This is a genomic window from Pseudomonas hunanensis (genome assembly GCF_013393325.1).
Taxonomy (GTDB): domain Bacteria; phylum Pseudomonadota; class Gammaproteobacteria; order Pseudomonadales; family Pseudomonadaceae; genus Aquipseudomonas; species Aquipseudomonas putida_P.
Map to the genome: position 1 here is coordinate 211755 of NZ_QJRC01000071.1, position 23579 is coordinate 235333.

Here is a 23579-nt window from a genome sequence, read left to right on the forward strand (position 1 = left end):
CCCGCAAATCTCCTACCCTCACAGCAAGAAACCGTTCGTCTGGTGCCGCACCATACGCAGTATCAAAAAGGCTCACCGAAAGGTGGGCCTTTTTTGTTTGTACCGTTTTTCTTTGAATACCCACATCAAACACCCTGCAGTCGCCAAAAGACTGCAGCCTTCCCCCTCAGCGTGCTCGTGCAATTACTGCAGCGTTTGATTTCGATCAAGCTCCCTGCAGCCATGAGGCATAGCCTGTTTTCAGGCAGCCCTTGAGGGAAGCACCCCATGGCCAAGAAATTCCCCACAAACCCCAGCCATCCCGAGCGTATCTGCTGGGGCTGCGACCTCTACTGCCCAGCCAAAGCCCTAGCCTGTGGCAACGGTGCAGATCGAACAATGCATCCGATAGAGCTGTTTGGCGAGGATTGGGAGAGCTTGGAGGGCCGGCTGGAGAAGCCGGTTGTTCGGGGGCAAGAGGCAGAGCCCGGGTGAAGAAGGGCCGCTGCGCGGCCCATCGCGACACAAGGCCGCTCCTACACTTGACCGTGCCTGATCAGAAGGCAGTGCTGACCGTCAGCGAAAGGTTACGCGGGTCGCCATAGATTGCCCCGGCGTAGAACCCGTACTGGGTGTAGTAGTGCTTGTCGAACAGGTTGTTGGCGTTGAGGCTGACGCTGGTGTCGTCGGTCAGCTGGTACTTGGCCATGGCATTCCAGATGGCATAACCAGACCAGTTCACGTCAGTGGCACCATTGCTCACGCCATTGGTGGGCTGACCTGCCGGGCTGGAAATGGCGCGAATGTTGGTTTGCGCGGTCACGCCTGCGCCCAGGGTGAGGCGGTCGAGCGGGCCGCTCAGGCGGTAGGTGGTCGAGGCCTTGAACAGGTGCGACGGGTCGCTGCGACCGTCGCTGTCGACGCGGCGGAAATGCAGATAGGTGTAGCCGGCATACACGTTCCAGTTGGGGCTCAGGGCACCCGCGACTTCCAGGTCGATACCGTCGGTTTCCTGCCCGGAACCGGCCTTGTAGGCATTGCCACCAGTCGGGGTGGTCAGGTCGCCATCCAGCACGGCCTTGTTTTCCTGCTTGGTGCGGAAGTACGCCGCCGAGGCGTTCAACCGGCCATCGAACCACTCACCTTTGATGCCGGTCTCGTAGCTTTGCCCGCGAATCGGCTCGACCTTGCTGCCGCTGCTGGTTTCAGAAGTTTGCGGTGTGAAGATGTCGGTGTAGCTGGCATACACCGAGTAATTCTCGTTGAGGTCGTACACCGCACCCAGGTAAGGGGTGACGATGCCGTTCTCTTCCTGGCTGCTGCGCACGCCGGCCACGCTACGGGTAACGGACGAGTAGTTGCTGGTGCGCACGCCGACGATCACCGACAGCGGGTCGGTGACGCTCAGGCGGGTGGCGGCGTACATGCCCTGCAGGCGGGTGGTGGTCTTGCTGTGGCGGCCGGTGCGCGAGGCGAGGATGTCGTAGTCGTCATCCACTCCATTGCGCCAGTCGGTCAGCGGGAAGCCGTTGTTGGCGCGGAACTGGCAGCCCAAAGCAGGCGCGCTGGCCATGCCGTCACCGACCATGGTGCAGGAGTATTCCGGCGACCAGCCCACCGTGCGGCTGTCGTTGTAGCCAACCATGGCCTGGTGGGTACGGCCGAACAACTGGAACGGACCGGACAGGTCGATTTGCGCCGATTGCTGGGTGGTGTCGCTGGAGCTGTGCAGGCCATTGAGCACGGCGCCGCTGCCATCCTGGTCCCAGTAGCCGCCGTAGCTGCCACGGCCCGCCGAGTTGACCTTCGCCAGGCCACGGTGGTTCAGGGCTTCGGTAGTGGCCTGGGCGCCTTTCAGGTCCAGGGTCCAGTCGTTGTCGAAGCGGTGCTCCAGCGAGCCGAACGCAGTGCGGGTGGTGTACTCGCCAAAGCTCCAGCTGGGCACCACGTTGGTGCTACGTGGCAGGTCGGTCTTGCTGCCGTCGCGGTACCACAGCGGGATGTTCGCCCCCCAGCCGCCACCAACCACCTTGTTGTACTCGTACTGGTAGCCAGCGCCGAGGGTGGTCGCCTCGTCCAGATCGAATTCGAAATTGGCCAGCGCGGCGCGGGAGCGCTCGGACTGGTTGTCGCGGAACGAGTTGGCGTCCTGCTGGGTCATGACGAAGCGCGAGCGCAGCCGGCCGTCTTCGGACAATGGCAGGTTTAGGTCGGCACCCAGACGGCGTTTGTCCCAGCTGCCGTAGGTGGCGTAGGCGCTGCCGCCGAAGGTTTTGGTCGGTGCCTTGCGGATCAGATTGACGGTGGCCGACGGGTCGCCGGTGCCGCCCAGCAGACCGTTGGCGCCGCGCACGATGTCGATGCGCTCGTACAGATCCATGTTCAGCGCATTGCCGCTGCCGCTGAAGTCAGAGCCGCCCTGGGTCTGCAGGCCATCGACCTTCCAGTTGCTGATCGAGTAACCACGGGCACGGTAGTCGGTACGCCCACCCACTTCGGACTTGTTGGCCGTTACGCCCGGCGTGGTTTGCAGCGCCTGCTCGATGGTGTGGATGTCGCGGTCATCCATCTGCTGACGGGTGATGGTGGTGACCGATTGTGGCGTCTGTCGCGGCGTCAGATCGAGGCCGGTGGAGCTGCGAGTGCGCTCGACCGTGTAGCCCAACTGGCCGGCATCGTCGGCTGGCAGTAACGCGCTGTCTTCGATCTGCGTGGCATCCAACTCGAGGGGTTTACCGTCGGCAGCCATGGCGCCACCGCTGATGGCAACGGCAACGAAGAAGGCCAGCGGCTTGAGACGACTGCCACTTGGGCTGCTGGGGGTGAAGACTTTCGGGGTGCTCATAGGATTCATTTGGGAAGACTTCGTATTTGCAGATGATTTTTTGTTAGGATTCTAGGGATCGGCCCTCCGGGCTCCAGACCCGACATGTACGGGGATGTAATTGAACGTAATGAGCGCCACCGGCCCTCACCGAACAGGTGTTTTTCCGCATGAGCACGACCCTGCTGGTTGTCGATGATGACGACGAGATCCGCGAACTTCTTTGCGATTACCTGAAAGATGCCGGCTACACCGTGTTAGCTGCGGCCGACGGTGAACAGATGCGCGAGCAGCTGGCCCGGCAAAAAGTGGAGCTGGTGGTGCTCGACTTGATGCTGCCTGGCGAGGACGGTCTGAGCCTGTGCCGTCAGCTGCAGGCCACACCTGGGCTGGCGGTGATCATGCTGTCGGCCAAAGGCAGCACGCTGGACCGCATCATCGGCCTGGAGGTGGGTGCCGACGACTACCTGGCCAAGCCCTTCGAGCCACGCGAGCTGATCGCCCGGATCAAGGCCGTGCTGCGTCGCCCGCAACGCCTGGACGTACAGGCCGAAGAGCCCGCCGTGGTGGATGCGCAGCTGTTCGCCGGGTTTCGCCTGGAACACGTAAAGCGCCTGCTGACTCGGCCCGATGGCGAGACCCTGACCCTGCCGCGCTCCGACTACCGCGTACTGCGTGAACTGCTGGAAGCCAACAACCGCGTGGTCTCCCGCGACCAGCTGACGCGCAGTGCGTTCGGCCGCGACCACCTGCCCGACGACCGCTCAGTGGACATGTGCGTCAGCCGCCTGCGTCAGCAACTGCGCCGTGCACCGGCGGGGGCCGCGCAAATCCTTACCATCCGCAACGAAGGCTACCTGCTGAGCATCGCCAGCCACGAGGCCGATACCTGACATGCGCTGGCTTCGCCGGCTGTGGCCACGCACCTTGTTTGGTCAGTTGCTGCTGATCATGGTCAGCGGCACGCTGGTGATTCAGTTGATGTCGAGCAGCATCTGGTTCGATGTGCGTTTCGCCCAGGTGCTCGAGGCGCCTGTGCGGCTGGTCGCTGCGCGCAGCGCTCCACTGATTGCCCAGGCCGACTGCCACGGCGGCATGCTGCAGCCACCAGCCCATTACCAGCTACGCTGCGCCGAAAGCCTGCCCACGCCGGAGCATGACGAGCGCCGCGGGCGCAGGCGCATCGAGCTGTTGCTGCAGCAGGCCCTCAAGTACGAGCTGGGGCATGCCCAGGACGTGCGCCTGATGAAGGTGCAACTGACCGATGAACTGGGCCAGCCGATCGTCTGGCGCAGCTTGTTCGGCCTGCGCACGGCCCAGGCGCATATCCAGTTCGCGGTGCCGTTGGCCGATGGTCACTGGCTGACCGTCGACGGCCAGGAACTGCAGGGTTGGAGCGGCGAGTCGGCTTGGGTGCTGATCAGCGACTACCTGTTGCGGGTATACGCCCTGCGGATTGTCGCGGTATTGCTGGTGTGCCTGATTGCCGTGCGCCTGTGCCTGCGCCCGCTGCGTCGCCTGGCCGATGCCGCACGCGGCCTGGGCGCTAACCTCGAGCAACCGCCCTTGGCGCTGGATGGCCCGGAGGAAGTGCGTCAGGCGGCGCAAGCGTTCAACGCCATGCAGCAGCGGCTGATAGCCATGGTCAACGACAAAGCCTACTTCCTGGCTGCCGTATCACACGACCTGCGCACACCACTGACCCGAATGCGCCTGCGCCTGGAGCGCCTGCCCGACGACGAACACCGCCAACGCCTGCGGCAGAACATCACACAGATGGACGACATGATCGGCCAGGTCCTCGATTACCTGCGTGCGGGGGAACAGCAGAATTTGCAGCAGGTGGACCTGGACCGGCTGGTGGCGCGCCAGTGTGCGGACCTGGCCTGCGCCGAGGAACCACTGCCAGTACACGGCCAGGCAGGCAGCTTGCGGGTGGATGCCCTGCTGTTGCAGCGTTGCCTGCAAAATTTGTTGGTGAATGCGTTGCGCTATGCCCAAGACATTTCGGTCACGCTGGAGCGAGCGAGCACAGGGGTATTCATCCATATCGACGACCGTGGGCCGGGGATCGCGCCCGCGCTGCTGACGACCATTACCGACCCGTTCGTGCGCGGCGAAGGCTCGCGTAACCAGGCCTCGGGAGGGTATGGGCTGGGGTTGAGCATTGCCCAGCGGATTGCAACCAGCCATGGCGGTGAGCTGATGCTGTCGAACCGTGAGGGCGGTGGATTGCGGGTCAGCATACTGCTCCCCATCTGACGGCGAGCGCTCTGGCATACGCAATCAGGTAATAGTCTTTTACCAATTCCCCAGGTTTTCCCTGCCCCGCCTTTGCCTATCCTATGCCCGGTCATCCTGCCTGCGATGGACCCATGAAACACTCTCTGCCCAGCCGCTACGCCTGCCTCGCGCTCTGCCTTGTCTTCAGCTTCGCCAGCCTACCGCTGCTCGCCCAACATGCCTGGCTGTGGCCAGTAACGCTGATCACCGCATTGCTTAGCCTGGTCGGCCTGAACGACCTGCGACAAAGTCACCACGCGGTACGCCGCAACTACCCGATCCTCGGCAACATCCGCTACCTGATCGAAACTATCCGCCCGGAAATCCGCCAGTACCTGATCGAGGGTGACGACGACAAGCTGCCGTTTTCCCGGTCGCAGCGCTCGCTGGTCTACGCACGGGCCAAGAACGAAAGTGCCGAGAAAGCCTTCGGCACACTGAACGATGCCTACAAGCCCGGTTTCGAATTCATCAGCCATTCGATGCTGCCAGTGGCTACGCCAGACCCGGCATCGTTTCGCATTGCCATCGGTGGGCCGCAATGCCGCCTGCCCTATTCGGCCTCGATCTTCAACATTTCGGCCATGAGCTTCGGTGCCCTCAGTGCCAACGCCATCGCCGCGCTCAACCGCGGCGCACGCATGGGCCGGTTTGCCCATGACACCGGCGAAGGCAGCATCAGCCCGTATCACCGTGAACACGGCGGCGACCTGATCTGGGAAATCGGCAGCGGCTACTTCGGCTGCCGCACCGAGGACGGTCGCTTCGACCCACAGCGCTTTGCCGAACAGGCCAAGTCGCCACAAGTGAAGATGATCGAAATCAAGCTCAGCCAAGGCGCCAAACCAGGCCACGGCGGCATTTTGCCGGGGCACAAGGTCAGCCCTGAAATTGCCCAGACCCGCGGCGTGCGCGCAGGCGAGGACTGCATCTCGCCGGCAGCGCACAGCGCCTTCCGCACACCAGTCGAGTTGCTGCAGTTCGTGGCCAGCCTGCGCAAGCTGTCAGGCGGCAAACCTGTAGGCTTCAAGTTCTGCCTGGGCCACCCGTGGGAGTTCATGGGCATTGCCAAGGCCATGCTCGCCACCGGCATCACCCCGGACTTCATCGTCGTCGATGGCAAGGAAGGCGGTACCGGCGCGGCACCACGCGAATTCAGCGACAACATGGGCGTGCCGATGCGCGAAGGCCTGATGTTCGTGCACAACACCCTGGTTGGCCTGAACCTGCGCTCGAGCATTCGCATCGGCGCAGCAGGCAAGATCGTCAGCGCCTTCGACATTGCCAGCGTGTTGGCCATCGGCGCTGACTGGGTCAACTCGGCACGCGGCTTCATGTTCGCCATTGGCTGCATTCAGTCGCAAAGCTGCCATACCAACAAGTGCCCGACCGGCGTGGCCACGCAAGACCCACTGCGCCAGCGCGCCCTGGTAGTGCCGGACAAGGCCGAGCGGGTGGCCAGCTTCCACCGCAACACCCTGCACACCCTGGCCGAGATGCTGGCTGCCGCGGGCCTGGAGCACCCTTCGGAGCTCAAGCCCAAGCACCTGGCACGGCGTATCAGCCCCAGCGAGATCGGGTTGTTTTCAGACTTGCACACCTTCCTCAAGCCGGGCGAATTGCTCAGCGGCTCGATCGAAAGCGAGTTTTATGCACGGATGTGGCGGATGGCGCGTAGCGACAGTTTTGCACCGGAAACCGCAGATGCAACACCGGCTCCGGCAGTAACCTTGCGCCGAAAAGAAACAGCCCCGGCATAGGCCAGGGCTGTTGGGTACATCACATCAGCATCAGAAGATGCTGATCGGGTACTCGACGAATACGCGGACTTCGTTGCCGTCGTCGTTGTAACCGTTCTGCTGCACGGCGTTGTTGGTACGCACGAACGAGCTACGCAGCTTGATGGACAGGTCCTTGGCCGGGCCGTCCTGCACCACGTAACGGATCTGGTTGAAGATCTCGCGCTCTTTACCTTCGCCAAAGCCCTGCGGGTTGGCAACGTTGCGGGTGTTGATGTTGTCACCCACCACGTAGGCCAGCTTGTAGGTCAGGCCCGGAATGCCGTAGGCACCGAAGTCCAGGCCGTAGCCCAGCTGCCAGGAGCGCTCGTCTTCGGCATTGAAGTCGGACCAGTACGAGTTGGCCAGGTAGATGGTCGAACCACCGTCACCCACGCCACCGGCGTTCTGGTAGAAGCCGTAGTTGTAGCCAGTGCTGCCGGTGCTGCGCTGGTGAGCGAGGGTGAACGAGTGGGCACCGTACGCGTAGGTGGCGGCCAGGCTCCAGATGGTGTTGGAGTCGCCGTTCAGGCCAGCGGCTTGTACGTACTTGTGGTCGATGTCCGACTTGTAGCCGTTGAAGTCCAGGGTCAGGGACTGGTCGCTGGCGATCGGGAAGACGTAGTTCAAGCCCAGGTAGTGCTTCTTCATCACGTCTTCGTTGTCGGCGGTGTACAGCGAAGCGGTGAAGTTGTCGGTGAACTTGTAGCTACCACCGAAGACGTTGATCGACTTCAGGCCACCGCTATCACGCCCCTCTGCGCTCTTGCGCGCTTCCTGGGTGAAACGACCGGCGTTCAGTTCCAGGCCCTGGATTTCTTTGGAAGTGATCAGGGTACCGGTGAAGCTTTCTGGCAGCAGACGTGCATCGTCGTACTGCAGCACAGGCAGTGCTGGCATCTGGTCACCGTACTTCAACACGGTGTTGGAGATGCGGAATTTCACTGCAGCACCACCACGGGCCAGGTTGTGCGGCGAGCTGGCGTTGCCTTCGGCGTTGGTGGTTTCGTGCGGTTTGAAGAAGTCGACGCCGCCGCCACCGTTGTGGCCTTTGCCGCCATCGAGGCGCACCGCGTACAGGCCAAATGCGTCGACACCGACGCCGACGGTGCCTTGGGTGAAGCCGGAGGAGAAGTTGGCGATGAACGCCTGGCCCCATTCGATCTGGTCGTCGGTGCCGTGCTTCTTGTCACGGTTGATGTAGGCGTTGCGCAGGAGGACGTTGGCGTGGCTGTCCTCGATGAAGCCCTTGCTGTCGGCCTGTTCATTGGCCTGTGCCTGGGTCGCGGCGATCATCGCCAAGGCGACCAGGCTGATCCTGGTTTTCAACATGTTGTTTTCCTTATTTCTTAATCAAAAACGCTCTGCAATATGACGCCAGGAACCAACGCCCCTTCGTAGGTTCGACGCTATGCGGATCCAGCCGGGCGGGCCAACCGGTAATACACGGCGGCCCTTGGCAGCAGCTTGGCCAAGATCATGGCCAGCAGGCGTTGGCCGAATCCTAGCCGTGTGCGATTACAAATGTCAAAAAATCGTGAAATGCAGGTTGATATAACCAAAATCACCGGTGAGCCTGGTGCATTTCCATACAGGTTTGCGCTATCAGCGGGCATTTTATCTTGTGTGGGAAAAAGCCTTTTGATCGCACGGACAACTTCCCGTGGAGCCGTTTTCACAGCACAAGGTTGCCCCAACAGGCAAAGTCGCTGCGATCAGGGATGTTACAAACAGACACATATGTAAAGACAAGCCTTTACAAATACCCAAGCAAGAGTAAATAGCAAGCATTACCATTCGCGCCTTTCTTTTCACCTGCCCGGTCCGGATGTGCCCATGCTTGTACCCTGCCGCCTTTCACCCCTGACGCTTGGCCTGTCGCTGCTGTTCAGCGTCGACCTGGCGACTGCCGCCACCACCACGCTGCCAGAGTCGTCGATTACCGCCGACAGCGAGCGCGAGAAGGACAACCCACGGGTCAAGGAGGTAAGCACCGCCACCCGCACCTCGACGCCGGTGCGCTATGTCCCCCAGGCCATCGACACGGTGAAGACCGTCAACGTGCTGGATTACGGCAGCAACACCTTGGGCAAGGCGCTGGAGGGCATCCCCAACGTCAGCAGCGGCGCCGATACCCGCTTCGACAGCGTGCGCATCCGCGGCTTCGAGGCCAGCAACGACTTTTACCTGGACGGCGTTCGTGACGACAGCCAGTACATCCGCGACCTGCACAACATCGAACGCGTCGAGGTGCTGAAGGGGCCTGCGGCGGTGCTATACGGCCGTGGCAGCCAGGGCGGTATCGTCAACCGGGTCAGCAAGGCACCGGAGCCGGGCCGACGCTCGACCCTCGAAGCGCAGGCCGGCAGTGAAGACCTGCGCAGCCTGTATGCCGACCTCAGCGCCGACCCCAGCGACACCGTCAGCCTGCGCCTGAACATGGGCAACCAGGACAACAACAGCTTCCGCGATGGTGTTCACGGCAGCCGCCAACTGTTCGCCCCGTCGATCAGCTGGCAGATCAACCCCGACCTGAACTGGCTGGTGCAATACGAATACAGCCGTTACAACCGCACACCCGACCGGGGTATCCCCGGGGTCAACGGCCGCCCGGCCGACGTGAGCCGCGGCACCACCTACGGTGACCCGCGCGACTATATCGATGATCACGCCCAGTCCCTGCGCTCACGCCTGAACTACCAGCTGAACGAAACCTGGCAGCTGCGCCATACCCTGGGCCTGTTCAAGCTCGACAGTGAGTTCGACAACACCTATGTCGTCGGCTACAACGCCGGCACCAACACCGTGACCCGCCAGCGTTGGCAGCAGGACCTCAACACCCGCAACCTGTTCAATAACCTGGAGGCCGAGGGCGACTTCGACACCCTGGGGTTGGAACACAAGCTGCTTGTAGGCCTGGAGTTCGGTAACCAGCGACGTGACCCTCTGCTGTACACCGCCTTGCCTGTTGCGAAGGGTGGCCAGGCGGTTCCAGGCCTGGACCTGAACAACCCCGACCGCAGCCAGCAGCACAATGGCCCTATGACGGTGTCGAGTGACAACCACACCGTGGTCGATAGCCGTGGCCTTTACCTGCAGGACCAGATCCGCCTGAACGATCAGTGGCAGATCCTTGCTGGGGTACGCTTCGACCAATTCGACGTGCAAACCACCAACAAGGATGGCGTGCGCGAACCACAGGACAGCAACAGCACCAGCCCGCGCCTGGGCGTGGTCTACACGCCGTGGCGCGACCATTCGTTCTACGCTTCGTGGAGCAAGACCTTTTCGCCGGTGGGCGGCGGCCTGATCGGCATCACTCCAGATGCGCCGGGCAACGGCAACGACGCCAAGCCGGAAGAAACCCGTCAAAAGGAAATCGGCGTGAAGAGCGACTGGCTCGACCAGCGCCTGACCACCACCTTGGCCATTTACGAGCTGGAGCTGTACAACCGCCGCACCCGCGACCCGCTGATCCCGGAAAACATTTTGCTCAGCGGCCTGCAGCGTTCGCGCGGCATCGAGCTGACCGCCACCGGCAATATCGTTGGCAACTGGTATGTACGCGGCGGCATCGGCCTGCAGGACGCCATCATCGTCAAGGACAACAACGGCCAGGAAGGCAACCGCATCAATGACGTGGCCAAGCGCAACGGCAGCTTGTTCGTGACCTGGAAGCCAGAGCTGGGCTGGTACGCTGAAACCGGCCTGACGTTGGTGGGTGAACGTTATGCGGACAACCAGAACACCACGGTATTGCCGGGGTATGGCCGTTGGGATGCATTGGCGGGGTACCGCACCCATGACTGGGATGCACGGGCGGCGCTGAGCAACATTGCCGACAAGACCTACTACAGCTCAGCGACCAGTGCGGCGCAGATTCAGGTAGGGGACCCGCGTAGCCTGGTGGTGACGGGTAGCTACAGCTTCTGATCTTGGTTGACTGCACCGGCCTCTTCGCGGGCATGTCCGCGAAGAGGCCGGTGCAGGTAGAACCGATTCGATCAGTGCCACACCGCCATCAGCGCCTGCATTTCTGCTTCGCTGATCAGCCCCTGGGGGTATCGCCCGGCAAGCAGACGTCGTGGGTCGGTCGTCCTGACCCTGATGCTTCCATGGTGTTTCAACCACTTCGCCACAACCCTGAGCGATTGGTGATTCACTGCCGATGGGCGCAAAGCCGACTCACTTGCTACGTTCATGTCCACACGTACTCCCTGGCCCGTGAGCGGCTAATTTACGTAAGTATTGTTACAGATCAGATACCCCGGCCTGGCCAAGCTATCTATTTGAAAAACAATACAAAACATATGCCAGTCCAGGCCCCGGACGTCGCCCCAAAAAAAAGGCCCGTCACACGACGGGCCTCTTCATTCACTTCACGCTCAGCGCTTGACCGGCGCCGGCTGCTGCTGGGTCAGGCAGTGGATATTGCCGCCACCCAAGAGCAACTCGCGGCCCGGGATCATCACCACCTCATGGTCGGGGAAGATCTTCGCCAGGATCGCTCTAGCTTCGGCGTCTGCAGGGTCGTCGAAGCTTGGCGCGATGATGCCACCGTTGACGATCAGGAAGTTCACGTACGAACCGGCCAGGCGCACCGACGGGTCACGCTCCTGGCTGCCGGCCACCTGGTCGACACCGGCGCACTCTTCGGCGGTGGCGAACAGTGGGCCCGGAATCGGCATCTTGTGCACGATGAACTCACGGCCCTTGGCGTCGCGAGTGTTCTTCAACACCTCCATGGCCGCGTGGCAGCGCGCATAGTTGGGGTCGTTGGAATCATCGGTCCAGGCCAGTAACACTTCGCCCGGGCGCACGTAACAGCAGAAGTTGTCCACATGGCCGTCGGTTTCGTCGTTGAACAAGCCATCCGGCAACCAAACCACGGTGTCCACCGCCAGCTGATCGCGCAGCACCGCTTCGATCTGCTCGCGGTTCATGTGCGGGTTGCGGTTGCGATTGAGCAGGCATTCCTCGGTGGTGATCACGGTGCCTTCACCGTCCACGTGGATCGAGCCACCTTCAAGCACGAAGCCTTCGGTCTGGTAGCGCTGGCAGCGCTCCATTTCCAGCACCTTGGCGGCCAGTTCCTCGTCGCGGTTCCACGGCGCGTACAGGCCGCCATCGAAGCCGCCCCAGGCATTGAAGCCCCAATCCACACCGCGCACTTCGCCATGGTCGTTGATGACGAAGGTTGGGCCGGTGTCACGCACCCAGGCGTCGTCGTTGCTGATTTCGACCACACGAATGTTCGGCTGGTCGAGCTGGCGACGGGCATTTTCGTACTGGCCGGCGGAGGCCGCGACGGTGACAGGCTCGAAGCGGGCAATGGCCTTGGCCAGGGTTACGTGGGCGGCCTGCGCCGGCTTGCCGCCGAGGCGCCAGTTGTCCGGGCGCTCTGGCCAGACCATCCACACCTGGGTCTGCGGGGCCCACTCGGCGGGCATGTGGAAACCATCGGCACGGGGTGTGGAATTGAGGGTTTTCATGGGTGACCTCTGTGATGGCCCTGAGCCGGAGTGCGCTGGGGCGTTTGCCAATTTATAACCGATATATATCGATATTTAAAGCCGATCCGGTAGAAATTACGGGGCCGTTCGGCGCATTTAAATCGATAACAATCGGCACAAGCTAACCTTAGCCTGGTGAAAGGAGCAGCCTGCCGTCTACCATAGCCACACCTTATGCATCCTGTTGCAGCTACACACGGAAAATTCCGACAAGTACGACTAGGGTCAATACGTGAGCAACGGGCCAGCGAGCCGCTATGAACATCATCCCTACCGCAATCCCTGAAGTACTGATCATCGAACCGAAAGTGTTCGGTGACAGCCGTGGTTTTTTCTTCGAGGCATTCAACGCCCGTGAGTTCGCACGGCAAACCGGCGTGAACGTGGAATTCGTCCAGGACAACCACTCGCGCTCCATCAAGGGCGTGCTGCGTGGGCTGCACTACCAGGTGGCAAACACCCAGGGCAAACTGGTGCGCGTGGTGCATGGCGAGATCCGCGATATTGCCGTGGATGTGCGCAAAAGCTCGCCAACCTTTGGCCAATGGGTTGCCGTGCACCTGTCGGCCGACAACCACCGCCAACTGTGGATTCCACCCGGTTTTGCCCACGGTTTTGCGGTGATGAGCGAATCGGCCGAATTCCTCTACAAGACCACCGACTACTACAACCCCGGCGCCGACCGCTGCATCCGCTGGGACGACCCACAACTGGGCATCGACTGGGGGCTACGGCAGCCACCGGTACTGTCGGACAAGGACAAGGTCGGCCTGCCACTGGCAGAGGCGGAACTGCTCCCTTAACTAGCGCATAATTGCGCCAGACTTTTCTGGCGCCTATACGTGATGATCGCAAAACCCACGCCCCCACGCCGTCCCCGCTGGCGCAGCCTGGCCTTGCTGGCCCTGTGCCTGGCACCGTTACTGTGGCCACTGCACCATCTGGCCGAACGCTACTACCAGCAAGAGCTGGCCTCGCAGAACCGCCAGACCCTCGACCTGTATGTCGCCAACCTGCTCGGCACCCTGCACCGCTACGAGACCCTCCCGCAAATCCTCGGCGACCTGCCGGCATTGCGTGGCGTGTTGGCCGACCCGTTCCGCCTGGAAGCGGTGACCAACGCCAACCGCCTGCTCAAAGACATTGTCCAGCAGACCGGTGCCGAGGTGATGTACCTGATGGACGTCAGCGGCAACACCCTGGCCGCCTCCAATTGGGACAAGCACGACAGCTTCGTCGGCCGCAATTTCGCCTTCCGTCCCTACTTCAACGAGGCCATGGCCGGGCATCTGGGCCGTTTCTTCGGCCAGGGCACCACGTCGGCCAAACGCGGCTACTTTTTCGCCGCAGCAGTACGGGACCGTGAGCGGACCGTGGGCGTGCTGGTGGTCAAGGTCGACCTGGATCACACCGAAACCCTGTGGGGTCGTACCCCTGAGCAGTTGTTGCTGACCGATCACAATGGCGTGGTCATCCTCACCTCGCGGCCCGACTGGCGCTTCCGTGCCACCCGTGTGCTGAGCGAGGCCGAGCGCCAGGCCATCATCGCCATCCAGCCCTACCCGACCCAGGCCCCGCAACCGCTGGTACTCAGCCCGGACGCCTGGATCTCCCAAACCCGCGACATCAAGGAAACCGGCTGGCAAGTGAGCATCCTTGCCCCACGCACACTGGTCGACCGCTCGGTACAGACGGTGATGGCAATCGGCGCCGGCACCTTGCTGGTGGTAATGCTGCTGGCCGGGCTGGTGATGCAGCGGCGGCGCCATTACATCGACCGCATCGACTTCGAGGCCCGTGGCCGCCAAGAGCTGGAAAAACGTGTAGCCGAACGTACCGCCGACCTCGAAGGCCTGAACACCCGCCTGAAAAGCGCCGTGCTGGAACGCGAGAACGCTCAGCAGGAAGCCGTGCGCGCCCAGGACGAACTGGTGCAGGCCGGCAAGCTGTCGGTACTGGGCACCATGTCGGCCAGCATCAGCCATGAGCTGAACCAGCCGCTGGCGGCCATTCGCAGCTACGCGGAAAACGCCGAGATCCTACTCGACCACCAACGCACCGAAGACGCACGCGGCAACCTCAAGCTGATCGGCGAGCTGACCGGGCGCATGGCCTCGATCATCGCCCACCTGCGCGCCTTCGCCCGCCGCGACCGCCACGCCCCGGAAAGCGTGGCCCTGCAGCCGGCCCTGGACGATGCCCTGGCGCTGCTGGCCAAACGCCGCCGGGCAATGGCCGTAGAGCTGATCCGCGACCTGCCTGAAGCCACTTTGTGGGTACAGGCCGGTGAAACCCGACTGCGCCAGGTGCTGGGCAACCTGCTGGCCAATGCCCTCGATGCCCTGACCGAAAAGGCCAACCCGCGCCGTTTGTGGCTAAGTGCCGAGCAACGTGATGGCTGCGTCTACCTGTACATCCGCGACAACGGCCCCGGTTTCAGCCGCCAGGCCCTGGAGCACGCCAAGGAGCCGTTCTTCACCACCAAGACCCGTACCCAGGGCTTGGGCCTTGGCCTGGCCATCTGCGAAAGCCTGATGCGCGCCCTGGGCGGTGAACTGCTGCTGGCCAACCACCCGGAAGGTGGCGCACTGCTGACCCTGCAGCTGCGTGTGGCCGCGCCTGGCGCTACTTTGCCCAATTCGGAGGACCCCTCGGCATGACCACCGAGACACTGATCGACAGCCGAGCCCAGGTCATCCTGGTCGACGATGACCCCCACCTGCGCCAGGCCTTGAGCCAGACCCTGGACCTGGCAGGGCTCAAGGTAGTCGCCTTGGCCGATGCCCAAGGCCTGGCCGAGCGAATCGAGGCCGACTGGCCGGGCGTGGTGGTCAGCGACATCCGCATGCCCGGTATCGATGGCTTGCAGTTGCTGGAACAACTGCACAGCCGCGACAGCGAGCTACCGGTGCTGCTGATTACCGGCCATGGCGATGTGCCGCTGGCAGTGCAGGCAATGCGCGCCGGGGCTTATGACTTCCTGGAAAAGCCGTTTGCCACGGACGCCCTGCTCGACAGCGTGCGCCGCGCCCTGGCCCTGCGCCGCCTGGTGCTGGACAACCGCAGCCTGCGCCTGGCGCTAAGCGACCGTCAGCAGCTGGCCACCCGCCTGGTGGGCCATTCACCGGCCATGCAGCGCCTGCGCGAGCAAATCGGCGCCTTGGCCGGCACCCGTGCCGATGTGCTGATTTTGGGCGAAACCGGCGCAGGCAAAGAGGTGGTGGCCCGTGCCCTGCACGACCTTTCCAGCCGCCGCGACGGCCCGTTCGTGGCGATCAACGCGGGGGCACTGGCCGAGTCGGTGGTCGAAAGCGAGCTGTTCGGCCATGAGCCCGGCGCGTTCACCGGCGCGCAGAAGCGGCGCATCGGCAAGTTCGAATTTGCCAACGGCGGCACGCTGTTTCTCGATGAAATCGAGAGCATGAGCCTGGATGTTCAGGTGAAACTGCTGCGCATGCTGCAAGAGCGGGTGGTCGAACGCCTGGGCGGCAACCAGCTTATCCCGCTGGATATCCGCATCATCGCTGCCACCAAGGAAGACCTGCGTCAGGCCGCAGACCAGGGGCGCTTCCGCGCCGACTTGTATTACCGCCTTAACGTCGCACCGCTGCGTATTCCGCCGCTGCGCGAACGCGGCGATGACATTCTGGTGTTGTTCCAGCATTTCGCCGATGCCGCCAGCCAGCGGCATGGCCTGTCACCGCACGCGCTGCAGCCAGCACAACGAGCCCTGCTGCTGCGTCACGACTGGCCGGGTAATGTGCGCGAACTGCAGAACGCCGCCGAGCGCTTCGCCCTTGGCCTGGAACTGGCCCTGGATGGCCAGGCACCTCCGGCAGCAGCACCCGCAGCACCATTGCTGAGCGGCAACCTCAGCGAGCAGGTGGAGCAGTTCGAACGCTCGCTGATCGCTGCCGAACTGGCCCAGCCACACAGCTCCATGCGCAGCTTGGCCGAGGCGCTGGGCATCCCCCGCAAAACCCTGCACGACAAACTGCGCAAGCATGGCTTGAACTTCGACGGAGGCAGTGGCGGGCATGACGAACAAGAGGACAACCGTTAATGAGCACCGATAGCCAGTATCTGCAGTCCGTACTGCACAGCGACATCCCCCTGACCCGCGAAATGGGCCTGGAAGTGATCGATTGGCAGCAGCACACCCTGCGCCTGCAGCTGCCGCTGGCGGCCAACGTCAATCACAAAAGCACCATGTTCGGCGGCAGCCTGTACTGCGCAGCGGTGCTGGTGGGGTGGGGCTGGTTGCACCTGCGCCTGCGAGCGCTGGGGATCGATGACGGGCATATCGTCATTCAGGAGGGGCAGATCAGTTATCCACTGCCAGTTACCGGCACGGCGGTGGCGCGTTGTGCAGCGCCGGACGAGAAGACCTGGGAGCGATTCCTGAACATGTACCAACGGCGCGGGCGGGCGCGGTTGACGCTGGAGACCACGGTAAGCAATGCCGGTAGTGACGAGCCTGCCGTTACCTTCAGCGGCCAGTACGTTCTGCACCGCTAGCCCAACAGCCTTGCGCAAAATCCAAAGGCTCCCACAGCAAAACCCCGTCAGATCAGGTTAAGGAACGCCTGGCGCCAGGCAGCATTTGCCGGCAACGCCAGGAAATACGGGTTAAGCAACGACTCGCGCGGTGGATACCGGAACGGCAACCCATCCAGCCCGATGACCTCGCCCCCGGCCCCTTCCACCACACCCTGCGCCGCCGCAGTGTCCCACTGCGAAGTCGGCGCCAGGCGCGGATAGCAATCGGCGCTACCCTCAGCCAACAGGCAGAACTTCAACGAGCTGCCAACGTTGGCCAGTTCCAGCTCCCCCACCGCAGCACCCAGCCCGGCCAGCAGCGCTTCCTGCTCCGGGCTGGAGTGCCGGCGGCTGGCAACCACGGTGAAACACTCACCTGCAGGAGGCGCGTTACGCACCTGAATCGCCTTGGCAGCCTCACCCGCGTCGGCCCGCCAGGCACCCAGGCCGCGACCACCGAAATAGCAGCGCCCGTTGGTCGGCATCGACACCACGCCGAACACCACCTGGCCGTTTTCGATCAGGGCGATGTTGACCGTGAACTCTTCGCTGCCGGCGATGAATTCCTTGGTGCCATCCAGCGGGTCGACCAGCCACCAGCGGCCCCAGCCCTGACGCTCGGCCAGGGGAATATTGCAATCCTCTTCGGACAGCACCGGTATGTGCGGCGCCAGCGCCAACAGGCCATCGGCAATCACCCGGTGCGCCGCCAGGTCGGCAACGGTAACCGGCGAATCGTCGGCCTTGTTGGTCACCGCCACATCGGCGCGCCAGAACGGCAGGATCGCCTCGCCTGCCGTCAGTGCCAGCTTGACCACTTCGTGCATCAGTTGCAGGTCGTTCATAGCTCCAGCAAACCCCGCTGAATCAACAGGTCACGGGCCAGGTAAAGCGCCGCCAGGGCGCGCCCCTCGGTGAACTGCGGGTGCATGGCCAAGGCCGAAAGCTCACGCAGGTTGACCTTGTCGACCCGCATCGGCTCCGGCTCGTCGCCTTCCAGGCGCTCTTCATACAGCTCGCTGGCCAGCACCACCTGGATCTTCTGGCTCATGTAGCCCGGCGACAACGACAGCTCGGTCAGGTGCTCCAGCTGGCGTGCGCCAAAACCGGCTTCTTCCTTGAGCTCCCGGTCGGCGGCCGCCAGCACGTCTTCGCCAGGCTCGATCAAGCCCTTGGGCAACGACAACTCATATTCATCGGTGCCGCCGCAGTATTCTTCCACCAGCACGGCATGCTCGGCGTCGAGCATGGCCACGATCATCACCGCACCGTAGCCATTCCCCCGGCCGACCAGGCGCTCGTAGGTGCGCTCGTTGCCATTGCTGAAGCGCAATTGCACGGCTTCGACGCGAAACAGGCGGCTACTGGCGACGATTTCGCGGCTGAGTACGGTGGGTTTCTGGCGCATGGGGCGGCTCCTTGGCGTGAACGGGTTACTATACCGTGGCTTGCCGACTGATCGAGAGTTTCCCATGCCTGTTCTTCCCTGGTCCGCCATCGATACCGTCCTGCTGGACATGGACGGCACCCTGCTCGACCTGCATTACGACAACCGCTTCTGGCTGGACCACCTGCCCCAGCGCTATGCCGAGCTGCACGGGGTAAGCCGCGCCATGGCGGAAATGGAGCTGCAACCGCTGTTCGAACGCAATGCCGGCACCTTGAACTGGTATTGCCTGGATTTCTGGAGCCGCGAGCTGCGCCTGCCCATTCGCGAGCTGAAGCGGGAAATTGCCGACCTAATTGCCCTGCGCCCGGATGCCGATACCTTCCTGGCTGCGATTCGCCAGGCGGGCAAGCGCGTGGTGATGATCACCAATGCCCACCATGATTCACTGTCGCTGAAGCTGGAGCGTGTAGAACTGGCGCCGTACTTCGAGCGGCTGATCAGCTCCCACGACTATGGCTACCCGAAGGAAAGCCCGCAGTTCTGGGATGCCTTGCAGGCGGATATCGGCTTCGAACCGGGGCGCAGCCTGTTCATCGATGACACGCTGGCGATTCTGCGCAGTGCGCGGCGCTTTGGTGTGGGGCACCTGCTGGCGGTGCGGCAGCCCGATAGCAAGGCGCAGCCGCGTGATACCGAGGAATTTGCAGCGGTCGAGGATTATCGGGAGTTATTGGTAGGCCTGTGAGGCCCCATTCGCGGGCGCGCCCGCGAAGAGGCCGCTACAGGCTTTAGAGATCAGTCAGGAATACGCAGCACCTGCCCCGGATAAATCTTGTCCGGGTGCGTGAGCATCGGCTTGTTGGCCTCAAAGATTTTGTTGTACTGGTTGGCATTGCCATAAACCACCACAGAGATGGCCGACAGCGTGTCGCCCTTCTTCACCGTAACAAACCTGGCCGCCTTCACCACCGGCCCGGTCACGGTGATCTGGTCATCGACACTGGCCACACCATTGATGTTGCCGGCTGCGAGAATGATCTTCTCCTTCTCTTCCTGGCTGGCCACTTCTCCCTTGAGGATGATCTTGTCTCCCTCTACAGTGGCGGTGATGTTCGGGTTGCCCAGGCCGACACTTTCCACGTGTTTCTTAAGCTGCTCTTCGGCATTGGCGTTGCCAGGGGTCAGCAGGTCGATCAACTTCTCGCCGGCTTCCTTCACGAAACTGAACAGGCTCATTGCGCTCTCCTTGTTGACGAAACCTCGGACACAGGAGTCTAGGCCAGCTTTGCCACTCTCGCCCCATGCGGCCAATCGACGCGGTCTATCAAGGCATAGAGCCTAGCGATTAGACGCCACTGGCACGCAAGCCTAGGCTTGTGCAATCAGAAAGCCGCCGGTATTCAGCGCCCCGATGAACAGCAAGCCTCCGGTCTGCGCGGCCTCATCGCCCTTGTCCATGCCCGCCGCCAGCAACAGATACGATTACGTCCAGCTCAGCGACGCCAAACGCGACAGCACCCCACTGGCCGAGGAAGTGGCCCTGGCCATCGTCTATAACGGCCTCAACCAGGCGGTGATGCTGGTCAGCCCCACCGATTTGGAAGATTTCGCCGTGGGCTTCAGCGTCGGCAGCGGGATTGTCGAAGGCACCGCAGAAATCTACGACCTCAAGCTCTCGGGCAGCGGCTCGGCGATGTATGCCGACCTGGAAATTTCCAGCCGGGCATTCTGGAACCTGAAGAACCAGCGCCGCCAGCTGGCCGGCACCAGTGGTTGTGGCCTGTGTGGGGTCGAAGCCCTGGAGCAGGCGCTGCCGGAACTGGCCGTGCTGCCGGGTGCCCCCCTGCCGCCGGCCCAGTGGCTGGCCGGCCTGCGCGAGCGCATCGATGCCTTCCAGCCTCTGGGCCAGCACTGCGGCGCCGTACATGCGGCACTGTTCATGGACCGCCATGGCGAATTGCTGCTCGGCCGTGAAGACATTGGTCGGCACAACGCCCTCGACAAGCTGATCGGCGCCTTGCTGCGCCAAGGCATCGACAGCCAGGGCGGCCTGGCCATCGTCACCAGCCGCTGCAGCCTGGAGCTGATCCAGAAGGTGCTGCGCGCCGGTATCCAGACCCTGGTCAGCCTGTCGGCGCCCACTGGCCTTGCCCTGCAATGGGCACGCAAGCACAACCTCAACCTCATCCATTTGCCCAAGCACAGCGCACCGCGGGTCTACAGCCCAGCGGCGGAGTCGTAACAGCCGTGACCTCGTACCAGCACCTTCCGGACAACGCCCCAGCCTCTACCCCTCGCTACAAGCCCTACCACGGCCCCGCCGGTGGCTGGGGCGCACTGCGCAGCGTGGCCAAGGCCTGGGTCGGCAGCGATAACGCACTGAAGAACATTCGCGCCCTGCTCAAAACCAACCAGAACGGCGGTTTCGACTGCCCCGGCTGCGCCTGGGGCGACTCGCCGGAAAACGGCATGGTCAAGTTCTGCGAGAACGGCGCCAAGGCGGTGAACTGGGAGGCGACCAAGCGCCGTGTCGATGCGGCCTTCTTCGCCCGATACAGTGTCACCTCGTTGCTGCAGCAGAGCGATTACTGGCTGGAATACCAGGGGCGCCTGACCGAGCCGATGGTCTACGACGCACCCAGCGACCGCTACCTGCCTATCCGCTGGGAGGCCGCATTCGCCCTGATCGCCCGCGAGCTGAACAAGCTGGCCAACCCGGACCAGGCCGAATTCTATACCTCGGGGCGCGCCAGCAACGAAGCGGCGTACCTGTACCAACTGTTCGTGCGCGCTTACGGCACCAACAACTTCCCCGACTGCTCGAACATGTGCCACGAGGCCAGCGGCGTGGCCCTGGGGCAAAGCGTCGGGGTTGGCAAGGGCACCGTCACCTTCGACGACTTCGAGCATGCCGATGCGATCTTTGTCTGGGGCCAGAACCCCGGTACCAACCACCCTCGCATGCTCGACCCGCTGCGTGATGCGGTGAAACGTGGCGCCCAGGTGGTGTGCGTAAACCCGCTCAAGGAACGTGGCCTGGAGCGCTTCCAGCACCCGCAGAACCCGCTGGAGATGCTGACCAACAGTGACCGGCCAACCAACACCGCGTTCTTCCGCCCGGCGCTGGGCGGCGACATGGCGATGCTGCGCGGCATGGCCAAGGTCGTCCTGCAATGGGAACGCGAAGCCCAGGCCAAAGGCGAGCCGGCCGTGTTCGACCATGCCTTCATTGCCGAGCATGGCCATGGCGTCGACGAGTACCTGGCTGTGGTGGATGCCACGCCGTGGGAACACATCCAGGCGCAGTCCGGCCTGACCCTGGCCGACATCGAGCTGGCCGCGCGCATGTACTGCCGTGGCAAGCGGGTGATCATGTGTTGGGCAATGGGCATCACCCAGCACCGCCATTCGGTGCCGACCATCCAGGAAATCGTCAACCTGCAGATGCTGCGCGGCAACATCGGCGCGCCAGGCGCCGGCCTGTGCCCGGTGCGCGGCCACAGCAACGTGCAGGGTGACCGTACCATGGGCATCAACGAGCGCCCGCCGGTGGCCCTGCTTGACGCCCTCGAAAAGCGCTTTGGCTTCCCCGTGCCCCGGCACAATGGCCACAACACCGTCGAAGCCATCCACGCCATGCTCGACGGCCGCGCCAAAGTATTCATCGGCCTGGGTGGCAACTTCGCCCAAGCCACGCCAGACACCGAGCGCACCGCCCAGGCATTGCGCAACTGCGAGCTGACCGTGCACATCAGCACCAAGCTCAACCGCAGCCATCTGGTCCACGGCAAGCAGGCGCTGATCCTGCCGTGCCTGGGCCGTACCGACATCGACCTGCAGGCCGACGGGCCACAAGCGGTGACAGTGGAGGACTCGTTCAGCATGGTGCATGCCTCCAACGGCCAGCTGAAGCCGCTGTCGACGCAAATGCGCTCGGAACCGGCAGTCGTTGCCGGCATCGCCGCCGCCACCCTGGGCAAGCAACCGGTGGACTGGCACTGGCTGGTGGCTGACTACGACCGAATCCGCGACCTGATCGGCGATACCATCGCCGGCTTCAGCGGTTTCAACCAGCGCCTGCAACACCCAGGTGGCTTCTACCTGGGCAACAGCGCCGCCAGTCGCGAATGGAAGACCAGCACCGGTCGCGCCAACTTCAAGGCCAACCTGCTGCCGGATTCGCTACTCGATGAGCGCGTGCGCGCCAGTGGCCAACTGCCGGACCTGATCATGCAGTCCATGCGCTCGCACGATCAGTACAACACCACCATCTACGGCCTGGACGACCGCTACCGGGGCGTGCGCGGCCAACGTGAGGTGCTGTTCGCCAACGAAGCCGACATCATCCGCCTGGGCTTCCAGCCAGGGCAGAAAGTCGACATCGTTTCGCTGTGGGGAGATGAGCATGTGCGCCGGGTGCAAGGCTTTACCTTGCTGCCTTTCGACATCCCGGCCGGGCAGGCGGCGGCGTATTACCCCGAGGTGAACCCGCTGGTGCCGCTGGAGAGCATTGGCGATGGCAGCCACACACCGACATCGAAGTTCATCGCGATCAAACTGGAGCGCGCGCGGGACGACGGGCGCATCCTGTAAAAACGAAAAAAGCCCTGTTCCGTTGGGGTTCAGGGCTTTGTCATAAAGGTCTCAGACAGCCGAAAATCGATAAAGTTTCACAGCAAATACAGTAACTTAGAGAATTGTGTACAACTCGTGTTACTCGTCGGATTTCCGTTGCCAGCCAGGCCGCTTAGCCTCAAATTCGCCTCGTCATCCCTATGAGGCTCTCTTGATGAAGAAGTACTCCTCGATTCTGTTGTTGTCTTTCAGCTTGCTCAGCGGCGTTGCCATGGCAGGCGGCACCACCGAGGCCGGCATTGGCGGCGCATTGGGTGGGGTACTGGGCTCAGTGGTGGGCAACTCCATCGGCGGTAGCACCGGCGGCGCCATTGGTGCCGGCCTGGGCGGCGCGGCAGGCGGTGCCCTGGGCGCGGACAAGCGCCAGCGCGGTGAGGCCGCTATCGGCGGCGCACTGGGCGCGGCAGGCGGTAACGTGGTAGGTCGCTCGGTGGGCGGCACCACCGGTAGCTACATTGGCGCGGCAGCCGGCGGTGGTGCCGGTGGCGCACTGGGTAACTACATGGGCAACAAGGCCGACGAAGACGAGCGTCATGACGATCGCCGCTACCGTCGCGGCTACGACGACCGTCGCCACTACGACCGTGGCCACCATTACGGCCACCGCAAGCACAAGCGCCACTGGCGCGACTGATGCC

Annotated in this window: 19 protein-coding genes; 13 read left to right on the top strand and 6 right to left on the bottom strand. The window is 63.0% G+C overall.

All coding sequences use genetic code 11. The features are described from left to right. Nucleotides 1-267 precede the first annotated feature (267 nt). Nucleotides 268-474: a DUF3079 domain-containing protein gene (locus DM807_RS05295; protein ID WP_012270079.1), complete on the top strand. Its 207-nt coding sequence runs from the start codon at nucleotides 268-270 to the stop codon at nucleotides 472-474. 61 nt (nucleotides 475-535) lie between these two features. On the opposite strand, the gene DM807_RS05300 is transcribed toward DM807_RS05295, so the two are convergent. Continuing rightward, nucleotides 536-2833, bottom strand: a complete 2298-nt coding sequence (locus DM807_RS05300; RefSeq protein ID WP_179027130.1) for a TonB-dependent siderophore receptor — start codon at nucleotides 2831-2833, stop codon at nucleotides 536-538. A 140-nt stretch (nucleotides 2834-2973) separates the two neighbouring features. On the opposite strand from DM807_RS05300, the gene DM807_RS05305 reads away from it, so the two are divergent. The 3 genes from DM807_RS05305 to DM807_RS05315 all read left to right on the top strand — a co-directional run bounded on the left by DM807_RS05305 (nucleotide 2974) and on the right by DM807_RS05315 (nucleotide 6846). Next, the gene (locus tag DM807_RS05305) at nucleotides 2974-3696 is read left to right on the top strand and encodes a response regulator (RefSeq protein WP_179027131.1); all 723 of its coding nucleotides are present in this window, start codon (nucleotides 2974-2976) and stop codon (nucleotides 3694-3696) included. Between the two features lies 1 nt (nucleotide 3697). Beyond that, nucleotides 3698-5065, top strand: coding sequence for an ATP-binding protein (locus DM807_RS05310; protein WP_012270076.1), 1368 nt, complete (start codon nucleotides 3698-3700; stop codon nucleotides 5063-5065). Nucleotides 5066-5178: 113 nt separating this feature from the next. Continuing rightward, entirely contained in the window at nucleotides 5179-6846 is a 1668-nt protein-coding gene (locus tag DM807_RS05315) for an FMN-binding glutamate synthase family protein (RefSeq protein WP_012270075.1), read from the top strand. Nucleotides 6847-6876: 30 nt separating this feature from the next. Here DM807_RS05315 and DM807_RS05320 read toward each other — a convergent pair whose 3' ends face one another. Beyond that, nucleotides 6877-8196: an OprD family porin gene (locus DM807_RS05320; protein ID WP_012270074.1), complete on the bottom strand. Its 1320-nt coding sequence runs from the start codon at nucleotides 8194-8196 to the stop codon at nucleotides 6877-6879. A gap of 504 nt (nucleotides 8197-8700) precedes the next feature. Here DM807_RS05320 and DM807_RS05325 point away from each other — a divergent pair. Next, nucleotides 8701-10797 carry a TonB-dependent receptor gene (locus DM807_RS05325; protein ID WP_179027132.1) on the top strand — a complete coding sequence of 699 codons (2097 nt, stop codon included), beginning with the start codon at nucleotides 8701-8703 and terminating at the stop codon, nucleotides 10795-10797. 452 nt (nucleotides 10798-11249) lie between these two features. On the opposite strand, the gene aguA is transcribed toward DM807_RS05325, so the two are convergent. Continuing rightward, entirely contained in the window at nucleotides 11250-12356 is a 1107-nt protein-coding gene (gene aguA, locus DM807_RS05330; protein WP_012270071.1) for an agmatine deiminase, read from the bottom strand. A 278-nt stretch (nucleotides 12357-12634) separates the two neighbouring features. On the opposite strand from aguA, the gene rfbC reads away from it, so the two are divergent. The 4 genes from rfbC to DM807_RS05350 are packed head-to-tail and all read left to right on the top strand — an operon-like array spanning nucleotide 12635 to nucleotide 16895. Continuing rightward, nucleotides 12635-13180, top strand: a complete 546-nt coding sequence (rfbC, locus tag DM807_RS05335) for a dTDP-4-dehydrorhamnose 3,5-epimerase (RefSeq protein WP_012270070.1) — start codon at nucleotides 12635-12637, stop codon at nucleotides 13178-13180. A 42-nt stretch (nucleotides 13181-13222) separates the two neighbouring features. Next, a complete protein-coding gene (locus tag DM807_RS05340; protein WP_012270069.1) occupies nucleotides 13223-15037 on the top strand; it encodes a sensor histidine kinase in 1815 nt (604 codons plus the stop codon). Further along, entirely contained in the window at nucleotides 15034-16440 is a 1407-nt protein-coding gene (locus tag DM807_RS05345; RefSeq protein WP_060493554.1) for a sigma-54-dependent transcriptional regulator, read from the top strand. The genes DM807_RS05340 and DM807_RS05345 overlap by 4 nt, the downstream gene beginning before the upstream one ends. Continuing rightward, nucleotides 16440-16895: a thioesterase domain-containing protein gene (locus tag DM807_RS05350; RefSeq protein ID WP_060493555.1), complete on the top strand. Its 456-nt coding sequence runs from the start codon at nucleotides 16440-16442 to the stop codon at nucleotides 16893-16895. The genes DM807_RS05345 and DM807_RS05350 overlap by 1 nt, the downstream gene beginning before the upstream one ends. Nucleotides 16896-16942: 47 nt before the next feature. Here DM807_RS05350 and cysQ read toward each other — a convergent pair whose 3' ends face one another. Together cysQ and nudE are read right to left on the bottom strand one after the other, a co-directional pair. After that, complete coding sequence (gene cysQ / locus DM807_RS05355; RefSeq protein ID WP_012270066.1) at nucleotides 16943-17761, bottom strand: 3'(2'),5'-bisphosphate nucleotidase CysQ; 819 nt, start codon at nucleotides 17759-17761, stop codon at nucleotides 16943-16945. Beyond that, nucleotides 17758-18324: an ADP compounds hydrolase NudE gene (nudE, locus tag DM807_RS05360; RefSeq protein WP_012270065.1), complete on the bottom strand. Its 567-nt coding sequence runs from the start codon at nucleotides 18322-18324 to the stop codon at nucleotides 17758-17760. Before nudE ends, cysQ begins: the two co-directional genes overlap by 4 nt. Before the next feature lie 64 nt (nucleotides 18325-18388). On the opposite strand from nudE, the gene yrfG reads away from it, so the two are divergent. After that, nucleotides 18389-19051 carry a GMP/IMP nucleotidase gene (gene yrfG, locus DM807_RS05365; protein WP_179027133.1) on the top strand — a complete coding sequence of 221 codons (663 nt, stop codon included), beginning with the start codon at nucleotides 18389-18391 and terminating at the stop codon, nucleotides 19049-19051. Nucleotides 19052-19101: 50 nt separating this feature from the next. On the opposite strand, the gene lysM is transcribed toward yrfG, so the two are convergent. Next, complete coding sequence (gene lysM / locus DM807_RS05370; RefSeq protein ID WP_179027134.1) at nucleotides 19102-19542, bottom strand: peptidoglycan-binding protein LysM; 441 nt, start codon at nucleotides 19540-19542, stop codon at nucleotides 19102-19104. 220 nt (nucleotides 19543-19762) lie between these two features. Here lysM and fdhD point away from each other — a divergent pair, with 220 nt between their 5' ends. From fdhD to DM807_RS05385, 3 genes are all read left to right on the top strand, one after another. Beyond that, entirely contained in the window at nucleotides 19763-20548 is a 786-nt protein-coding gene (gene fdhD / locus DM807_RS05375) for a formate dehydrogenase accessory sulfurtransferase FdhD (RefSeq protein ID WP_244965008.1), read from the top strand. A 5-nt stretch (nucleotides 20549-20553) separates the two neighbouring features. Then, nucleotides 20554-22899 carry an FdhF/YdeP family oxidoreductase gene (locus tag DM807_RS05380; RefSeq protein ID WP_179027135.1) on the top strand — a complete coding sequence of 782 codons (2346 nt, stop codon included), beginning with the start codon at nucleotides 20554-20556 and terminating at the stop codon, nucleotides 22897-22899. Between the two features lie 196 nt (nucleotides 22900-23095). Continuing rightward, entirely contained in the window at nucleotides 23096-23575 is a 480-nt protein-coding gene (locus DM807_RS05385) for a glycine zipper domain-containing protein (RefSeq protein ID WP_012270060.1), read from the top strand. The last annotated feature ends 4 nt before the right edge of the window (nucleotides 23576-23579 follow it).

Excerpts from the sequence above, each read along its gene's own strand:
- DM807_RS05295 (WP_012270079.1), top strand. The coding sequence starts at position 268 with ATGGCCAAGAAATTCCCCACAAACCCCAGCCATCCCGAGCGTATCTGC.
- DM807_RS05300 (WP_179027130.1), bottom strand. The coding sequence starts at position 2,833 with ATGAATCCTATGAGCACCCCGAAAGTCTTCACCCCCAGCAGCCCAAGT.
- DM807_RS05305 (WP_179027131.1), top strand. The coding sequence starts at position 2,974 with ATGAGCACGACCCTGCTGGTTGTCGATGATGACGACGAGATCCGCGAA.
- DM807_RS05310 (WP_012270076.1), top strand. The coding sequence starts at position 3,698 with ATGCGCTGGCTTCGCCGGCTGTGGCCACGCACCTTGTTTGGTCAGTTG.
- DM807_RS05315 (WP_012270075.1), top strand. The coding sequence starts at position 5,179 with ATGAAACACTCTCTGCCCAGCCGCTACGCCTGCCTCGCGCTCTGCCTT.
- DM807_RS05320 (WP_012270074.1), bottom strand. The coding sequence starts at position 8,196 with ATGTTGAAAACCAGGATCAGCCTGGTCGCCTTGGCGATGATCGCCGCG.
- DM807_RS05325 (WP_179027132.1), top strand. The coding sequence starts at position 8,701 with ATGCTTGTACCCTGCCGCCTTTCACCCCTGACGCTTGGCCTGTCGCTG.
- aguA (WP_012270071.1), bottom strand. The coding sequence starts at position 12,356 with ATGAAAACCCTCAATTCCACACCCCGTGCCGATGGTTTCCACATGCCC.
- rfbC (WP_012270070.1), top strand. The coding sequence starts at position 12,635 with ATGAACATCATCCCTACCGCAATCCCTGAAGTACTGATCATCGAACCG.
- DM807_RS05340 (WP_012270069.1), top strand. The coding sequence starts at position 13,223 with ATGATCGCAAAACCCACGCCCCCACGCCGTCCCCGCTGGCGCAGCCTG.
- DM807_RS05345 (WP_060493554.1), top strand. The coding sequence starts at position 15,034 with ATGACCACCGAGACACTGATCGACAGCCGAGCCCAGGTCATCCTGGTC.
- DM807_RS05350 (WP_060493555.1), top strand. The coding sequence starts at position 16,440 with ATGAGCACCGATAGCCAGTATCTGCAGTCCGTACTGCACAGCGACATC.
- cysQ (WP_012270066.1), bottom strand. The coding sequence starts at position 17,761 with ATGAACGACCTGCAACTGATGCACGAAGTGGTCAAGCTGGCACTGACG.
- nudE (WP_012270065.1), bottom strand. The coding sequence starts at position 18,324 with ATGCGCCAGAAACCCACCGTACTCAGCCGCGAAATCGTCGCCAGTAGC.
- yrfG (WP_179027133.1), top strand. The coding sequence starts at position 18,389 with ATGCCTGTTCTTCCCTGGTCCGCCATCGATACCGTCCTGCTGGACATG.
- lysM (WP_179027134.1), bottom strand. The coding sequence starts at position 19,542 with ATGAGCCTGTTCAGTTTCGTGAAGGAAGCCGGCGAGAAGTTGATCGAC.
- fdhD (WP_244965008.1), top strand. The coding sequence starts at position 19,763 with ATGCCCGCCGCCAGCAACAGATACGATTACGTCCAGCTCAGCGACGCC.
- DM807_RS05385 (WP_012270060.1), top strand. The coding sequence starts at position 23,096 with ATGAAGAAGTACTCCTCGATTCTGTTGTTGTCTTTCAGCTTGCTCAGC.